Source organism: Dyella sp., assembly GCF_035685885.1.
Taxonomy (GTDB): Bacteria; Pseudomonadota; Gammaproteobacteria; order Xanthomonadales; family Rhodanobacteraceae; genus Dyella.
In genome coordinates, this window is the sequence record NZ_DASRZX010000008.1 from 66103 (window position 1) to 72804 (window position 6702).

Consider the following 6702-nt stretch of genomic DNA (forward strand, 5'->3'; position numbering starts at 1 on the left):
ACGGGAGTCACCATGTCCCTTGATCTGTTTGCTCCCGTGCTCGACTGCAACGGCCGGCCGCTGAAGCTGGACCGGACGCGCGTCGTCGGCATCCTCAATGTCACGCCCGATTCCTTCTCCGACGGCGGTGCGCACGCGACGGTGGAAGACGCCGTCGCGCATGGCTTGCGCATGGTGGCGGAGGGCGCGGACATGCTCGACATAGGCGGCGAATCCACGCGGCCCGGGTCGGACGATGTGCCGCTGGAAGAAGAACTGCGCCGCGTGATCCCGGTGATCGAACAGCTGGCAGCGCGCACGTCCGTGCCGCTGGCCATCGACACGTCCAAGCCCGAGGTGATGCGTGCGGCGGTGGCCGCGGGCGCCGGCATGATCAACGACGTCTACGCGCTTCGACGCGAAGGCGCGATGGATGCGGTCGCCGAGCTCGGCATGCCGGTGTGCCTGATGCACATGCTGGGCGAGCCGCGCAGCATGCAGGACGATCCGCACTACGACGATGTGGTCGGCGACGTGCATCGCTTCCTCACCGACCGCTTGTTCGCCTGCGAGCTGGCCGGCATCGACCGTCGCAAGGTGATGGTCGATCCGGGCTTCGGCTTCGGCAAGACGCTCGAGCACAATCTGGCCTTGCTGCGCGCGCTGGAGCGTTTTGCCAGCCTCGGCAGCGGCGTATATGCCGGCCTGTCACGCAAGTCGATGATCGGGGCGATCACCGGTCGGCAGGTTCCCGCCGAACGCGTGGCGGGCTCCACTGCCGCAGCCGTCATCGCCGCGCAGCGCGGTGCACGCCTGGTGCGCGTGCACGATGTGGCGGCCACCCTTGACGCGCTTGCGGTATGGCACGCCGTTCAGGCGGGCGATGTGCCCGAGCGCCGTGACATCAAACCCTCCGCGCCACGCTGGCCGGACGACGAATAACCTTATTGCAAGGGCAAAGGACGCGCGACGCGCGATGCCCTGGAGTACAGCCATGAACCAACGCAAGTATTTCGGAACGGACGGCATTCGCGGGCTCGTAGGCCAGTGGCCTATCAGTGCGGACTTCATGCTGAAACTGGGGCGCGCTACCGGCACGGTACTGGCCCGTCAGGGTCATGCGCGCCCGAAGGTATTGATCGGCAAGGACACGCGCGTTTCCGGCTACATGTTCGAATCGGCGCTGGAAGCGGGCCTGGTGGCTGCCGGTGCGGACGTGGGCCTGCTCGGCCCCATGCCCACGCCTGCGGTGGCTTACCTCACGCGTTCGCTGCGCGCGGAGGCCGGCATCGTGATCAGTGCCTCGCACAATCCGCACCACGACAACGGCATCAAGTTCTTTTCCGCCAGCGGCGAGAAGTTCTCCGATGACGTGGAGCTGGCGATCGAGCGCGAGTTGGAACTTGAATTCGCCACCGTGCCTTCCGAGCAGCTGGGCAAGGCCATCCGCGTCGCCGATGCGGTGACGCGCTATGCCGAATTCTGCAAGTCCACCGTGGCCGAAGACTTCAGCCTGCGTGGCATGAAAGTCGTGCTCGACTGCGCCAATGGTGCGACCTACCAAGTGGCGCCCAAGGTGTTTTCCGAGCTGGGCGCGCAGGTGACCACGCTGGGTGACAAGCCGGACGGCTTCAACATCAACCGTGACGTCGGTTCCACGCATCCGCAGGCCCTGCAGCGCGCCGTGGTGGAGCAGGGTGCGGACATCGGCATCGCGTTCGACGGTGATGGCGACCGCGTCCAGCTGGTCGACCGCAACGGCAAGCTCGCCGACGGCGACGATATTCTCTACGTGCTGGCCAACGCCTGGCACGCACAGGGCCAGTTGGAAGGGCCGGTGGTCGGCACGCTGATGAGCAATTACGGCCTTCAGCTGGCGCTGGACAAGCTCAGCGTTGCGCTGATCCGTGCCAACGTGGGAGACCGTTACGTGCTGCAGCAACTCAAGCAGCACCAGGCGAACCTGGGCGGCGAGACCTCCGGGCACATCCTCTGCCTGGACCGGGCCACGACGGGCGATGGCATCGTTTCGGCGCTGGCCGTGCTGGAAGTGCTGGTGCAAACGGGCAAGGACCTGGCGCAGGCCCGGCAAGGCTTGCAGAAGATGCCCCAGGTGATGATCAACGTGCGCGCCAACGGCGCCCGCGAGTCGCTGGACAGCGACGACGTCCGCGCCGCCCTGGCCACGACGGAACAGGCACTGGCCGGCCGAGGCCGCGTGGTCCTGCGCGCCTCGGGCACCGAACCGCTGGTGCGCGTGACCGTGGAGGCCGCCGACGAGGCCGAGGTGCGCCGGTTGGCCGAAAAGCTGGCAGATGTCGTAAAATCAGTCGCTGAACGCTCGTGAGCCTGTAAGAGCCTGAGCTGCTCTACACCCAGGTCGCCAAGGATTGGCCCGACGTGCCCCGCCCCTGCGGTGGCGGACTGACAAGTGGACCGCACGCACTTCCCTGGACAAGCCATGAAGAAAGTTCCGACCCTCGACATCCGTCGTTATGACACCGACCGCGCCGCCTTCGTGGCCGAGCTGGGCAACGCCTATCGCGAATTCGGGTTCTGCTGCATCAGCGGCCACGGCATTCCCCGCGAGCTGATCGACGGCGCGTACGACACGTTCCAGCGCTTCTTTGCGCTGCCGACGGAAACCAAGATGAAGTACCACGTGGCCGGCAGCGGCGGCGCGCGTGGCTACACGCCTTACAAGGTGGAAACGGCCAAGGACAGCAAACACGCCGACCTCAAGGAGTTCTGGCACATCGGCCGGGAGATTTCGCGCGATTCGAAGTTCGCCGACGTGATGCCGCCGAACATCTGGCCGACCGAAGTGGGGGACTTCAAGAAGAACGGCTATGGCCTGTTCGAGGCGCTCGACCAGCTGGGCAGCCGCGTGCTGCGCGCGCTGGCGTTGCACATCGACCTGCCCGAGCACTTCTTCGACGACAAGATCGAGCAGGGCAATTCCATCCTGCGGCCGATCCATTACCCGCCGATCACGGACGACAACATTCCCAACGTGCGTGCCGGCGCGCACGAGGACATCAACTTCATCACGCTGCTGGTCGGCGCCAGCGCCGAAGGCCTGGAAGTGCTGACGCGCGAAGGCGAATGGCTGCCGATCACCACCGAAGGCGATGCCATCGTGGTGAACATTGGCGACATGCTGCAGCGCCTGACCAACCACGTGTACCCGTCCACCTCGCATCGCGTGGTGAATCCGCAGAACGACAACGCGCGCAAGCCGCGCTACTCGGTGCCGTACTTCCTGCATCCGAACCCGGACGTCGTGCTCGATCCGCTGCCGCAGACGATCACCGCGGACAACCCGAGCCGCTACGACACCAGCATCACCTCGCACGAGTACCTGCTGCAGCGCCTGCGCGAAATCAAGCTGATCTGACGATCGAGTTGCCCTCTCCCCCGTTCGGGGAGAGGGCCTTCCGTTCCAGTCTGTTGATGCCGCGAAAAACGCCACGGCCGCTCGTCTGCAGGAGCGCAGGCTGTGCGCGATAGCCTCTCGCCTCAGTCGCCAATCTTCGTTGTCCCTGCCAAAGCAGGAACCCAGCGACTTGGGCTTTCAGCTTCCCGCGCGTGATGGTGCGCCCCGCGCATTCCACTTGTGCTTACTCCCGCGGGAACGAAAGGAATCAAGCCATCGCGCTGACCCCGTAACCTCCGCCACACATGACTTGTGGTCGATCCGCCACGCTGCGCCCCGCATTACCCTCGGCTTTCCGCCAAGGAGAGCTCCGCCATGCGCCTCAAGCCCTTCCTCTGCGCCGTGGGTCTGCTAAGCAGCAGCGCCATGGCATCGACCGATGCTTCGCTCCATGACTTCGCCGATCTGCGGGGCGACTGGACCTGCCACGGCGTGCTTCCCGCCAGCGGCAAGACGATCGATTCCACCGTGAATTTCGCGCTCGACCTGGACGGCAAGGCCCTCGTCAAACATCACGACGACACCTCGCCGCCAGCGACATATCACGCGCTGGAGGCCTGGGGTTTCGACGCCGGAAACCATCGCTACAACGCGACCATTCTCGACAGCTTCGGCGGCGCGCGCGTGTTTTCTTCGGAGGGCTGGAAAGAGGGACGTCTGGTCTGGAACTCGGCGCCGGACGTCAAACCCGTGCAGCGCTTCGTCTATTCGCGCGAAGGCGATCAAGCACTCCGCATTGACTGGGAAGTGGAGCGGAATGGGGCTTTGGTGATGGGAGACACGTTGCACTGCGTTCGCAGCGCCGCCGCTCGCTAGTTGGCTTCCAGGGCGCGATAGCGTTTTGATTCCCTGGCCGACAGCCACAGTGCCAACCGATCGGGCAGCAGCTTGGTCATCGCCTTGATGAAGCGATTGACGCCACCCGTGACGTGCACGACCTCGCCACGCTCGACGGCCTCGTAGCCTTCGCGCACGACGGCCTCGGCCGTCTGCCACATGAAGCCGGGCAGCTTGTTCATCATGTCGCGCGTGCCGGTCACATCGTGGAATTCCGACCAGGTAAAGCCCGGGCACAGCGCGCATACGTTCACGCCGAGATGGCGGTTCTCCAAGGCCAGCGATTGCGAGAACTTGATCAGGTACGCCTTGCTGGCAGCGTACAGGGTGTGACCCGCCGAGCCCGGTACATGGCCTGCCAGCGACGCCACATTGACGATGCGCCCGTAGCCGCGCTCGCGCATGCCCGGTATCAATCGCCATGCCAGTTCCGTCGGCGCCGTCATGAGCACGCGGATGAACGCCTCGTGCGTGGCCCAGGTATTCGCCTCGAACGTACCAGGCACGCCGTAGCCGGCATTGTTGATGAGCCAGTCCACCGCCAGACCACGCGCCTGCAGCTCCCTGCAAAGCGAGGCCACTGCGGTCGGATCGGCGAGGTCGGCAGGAAGGACCGTAACCGTGCACGAATGCCGCGTGCGCAGCTCATCCGCCAGTTCGGTCAGACGCTCCACGCGTCGCGCCGTAAGGACCAGGTCGTGACCCCGGGCCGCAAGCTCGCGCGCAAAGGCCGCGCCGATGCCCGCGGAGGCGCCGGTGACAAGGGACAGTGGACGGGTGGTTGTCATCAAGTGGTCTCTTTGTGGTTTTGCTGATTTTTACCGTAGCAGCAGTGACTTGTCAGTAACGCGTTGCCAGTGGCATGGTCCGTCGGTAAGCTGCCGGGTTTACATGCAAGGAATAGGGACATGCGCAAGAAACTGGTGGCGGCGAACTGGAAGATGCACGGTAGCCGCAGCATGGCGACTGCGCTTGTCGGTGACATCATCGCTGCCTTGCCGACGTCGATCGACGTGGCCGTGTTCCCCCCGTTTCCCTATCTTGGCGAACTTGCCGGCCAGCATGCCGGTTCGGGCCTGGGTTTTGGCGGCCAGGACGTCAGCGAGCATGACGGGCAGGGCGCCTATACCGGCGAAGTTTCCGCGGCGATGCTCGCCGACGTGGGTGCGCAATGGGTAATCGTGGGTCACTCGGAGCGCCGCCAGTTCCACCATGAGACGGACAAGCTGGTCGCGCGCAAGTTTGCCGCCGCGCGCGCCGGAGGCCTCACGCCGATACTCTGCGTGGGCGAGACATTGGCCGAGCGCGAAACAGGCCTCACGGAGGCCGTCGTGGCCCGCCAGCTCAAGGCGGTGATCGAGCTGAACGGCATCCAGAGCTTCGATACCGCCGTTATCGCGTACGAACCGATCTGGGCCATCGGCACCGGGCATACCGCGACGCCGGAACAGGCGCAGCACGTCCACGCATTCATCCGTAGCCAACTCGAAAAAGAAGATGCTATGATTGCCCGTCTGACCCGACTGCTTTACGGCGGTAGTGTCAAAGCGGCGAATGCCGCGGACTTGTTCGCGCAGTCGGACGTGGATGGAGGATTGGTCGGAGGCGCCTCGCTGGCAGCAGCCGATTTCCTGGGAATCTGCGCCGCGGCGCATTAAGCGCTACGGACTCTTAAAGACTCATGTTCGTCATCTTCAGCGTCTTCTACATATTGATCGCCGCGGCGATGATCGTGCTGATCCTCATGCAGCGCGGCGCTGGCGCGGATGCGGGCTCCGGCTTCGGCGGCGGCGCAAGCGCCACTGTGTTCGGTGCGCGTGGCTCGGCCAGCTTCCTCACGCGTTCGACGGCCGTGCTGGCTGCGCTGTTCTTCGCGCTCAGCCTCGGCATGGGCATGTACCTGGGTCACCACGGCGTGCCGCAGAGCTCGAACGGCAACGACCTGGGCGTCATGTCCGGTCTTGCCAACAAGCCGGCTGCAACGCAGAATGCGCAGCCCGCCGCTCCGGTCAACGCGGAAATCCCGCAGGCCACGAAGCCGGCAAGCCAGGGCGACGTCCCGGCCGCCACCGCTCCGGCCAAGGCCGCCAGCGACGTGCCGCCGGCGACGAAACCGGCAAAGAAGAACTAAGCAAGACACCTGCCCAGGTGGCGGAATTGGTAGACGCACTACCTTGAGGTGGTAGCGCCGTAAGGCGTGGGGGTTCGAGTCCCCCCTTGGGCACCATTTGAGGGTTTCAGCACATTCCACTGAGACCCATAAAGATAGAGAAACCCGCTATTAGCGGGTTTTTTTATGCCATAACGTTCCATAAGGACCCGCTGGGTCCCGGTGCATTTGGGGGTAGAGCTGGGGGTATGTGGCAAGATGCCCCAAGTCGGCCAGGAAAATACCCCGGGATGAAGCTCACCGAGCTGCAGGTTCACAAAGCGGCGCCAAGCGAGAAAGC

The 6702-nt window shown here is 64.7% G+C and carries 7 protein-coding genes and 1 tRNA gene; 7 read left to right on the top strand and 1 reads right to left on the bottom strand.

Annotation, left to right across the window (positions count from 1 at the left end; translation table 11 throughout):
* Window positions 1-12 precede the first annotated feature (12 nt).
* The 4 genes from folP to VFG49_RS01905 all read left to right on the top strand — a co-directional run bounded on the left by folP (window position 13) and on the right by VFG49_RS01905 (window position 4231).
* Window positions 13-921, top strand: coding sequence for a dihydropteroate synthase (gene folP, locus VFG49_RS01890; protein ID WP_324857807.1), 909 nt, complete (start codon window positions 13-15; stop codon window positions 919-921).
* A 52-nt stretch (window positions 922-973) separates the two neighbouring features.
* A complete protein-coding gene (gene glmM, locus VFG49_RS01895; RefSeq protein ID WP_324857808.1) occupies window positions 974-2326 on the top strand; it encodes a phosphoglucosamine mutase in 1353 nt (450 codons plus the stop codon).
* 114 nt (window positions 2327-2440) lie between these two features.
* Window positions 2441-3376: an isopenicillin N synthase family dioxygenase gene (locus tag VFG49_RS01900; protein WP_324857809.1), complete on the top strand. Its 936-nt coding sequence runs from the start codon at window positions 2441-2443 to the stop codon at window positions 3374-3376.
* A gap of 354 nt (window positions 3377-3730) precedes the next feature.
* The gene (locus tag VFG49_RS01905) at window positions 3731-4231 is read left to right on the top strand and encodes a hypothetical protein (RefSeq protein WP_324857810.1); all 501 of its coding nucleotides are present in this window, start codon (window positions 3731-3733) and stop codon (window positions 4229-4231) included.
* Here VFG49_RS01905 and VFG49_RS01910 read toward each other — a convergent pair.
* On the bottom strand, window positions 4228-5040 hold the full coding sequence (locus VFG49_RS01910) for an SDR family oxidoreductase (protein ID WP_324857811.1): 813 nt from the start codon (window positions 5038-5040) through the stop codon (window positions 4228-4230). The two genes, VFG49_RS01905 and VFG49_RS01910, sit on opposite strands and share 4 nt — an antisense overlap.
* Before the next feature lie 120 nt (window positions 5041-5160).
* On the opposite strand from VFG49_RS01910, the gene tpiA reads away from it, so the two are divergent.
* From tpiA to VFG49_RS01925, 3 genes are all read left to right on the top strand, one after another.
* Window positions 5161-5910 (top strand): triose-phosphate isomerase, encoded by a 750-nt coding sequence (gene tpiA / locus VFG49_RS01915; protein ID WP_324857812.1) that lies wholly within the window; start codon window positions 5161-5163, stop codon window positions 5908-5910.
* A 23-nt stretch (window positions 5911-5933) separates the two neighbouring features.
* Complete coding sequence (secG, locus tag VFG49_RS01920) at window positions 5934-6383, top strand: preprotein translocase subunit SecG (RefSeq protein WP_324857813.1); 450 nt, start codon at window positions 5934-5936, stop codon at window positions 6381-6383.
* Between the two features lie 11 nt (window positions 6384-6394).
* Window positions 6395-6479 (top strand) — tRNA-Leu (locus VFG49_RS01925).
* Window positions 6480-6702: the final 223 nt, after the last annotated feature.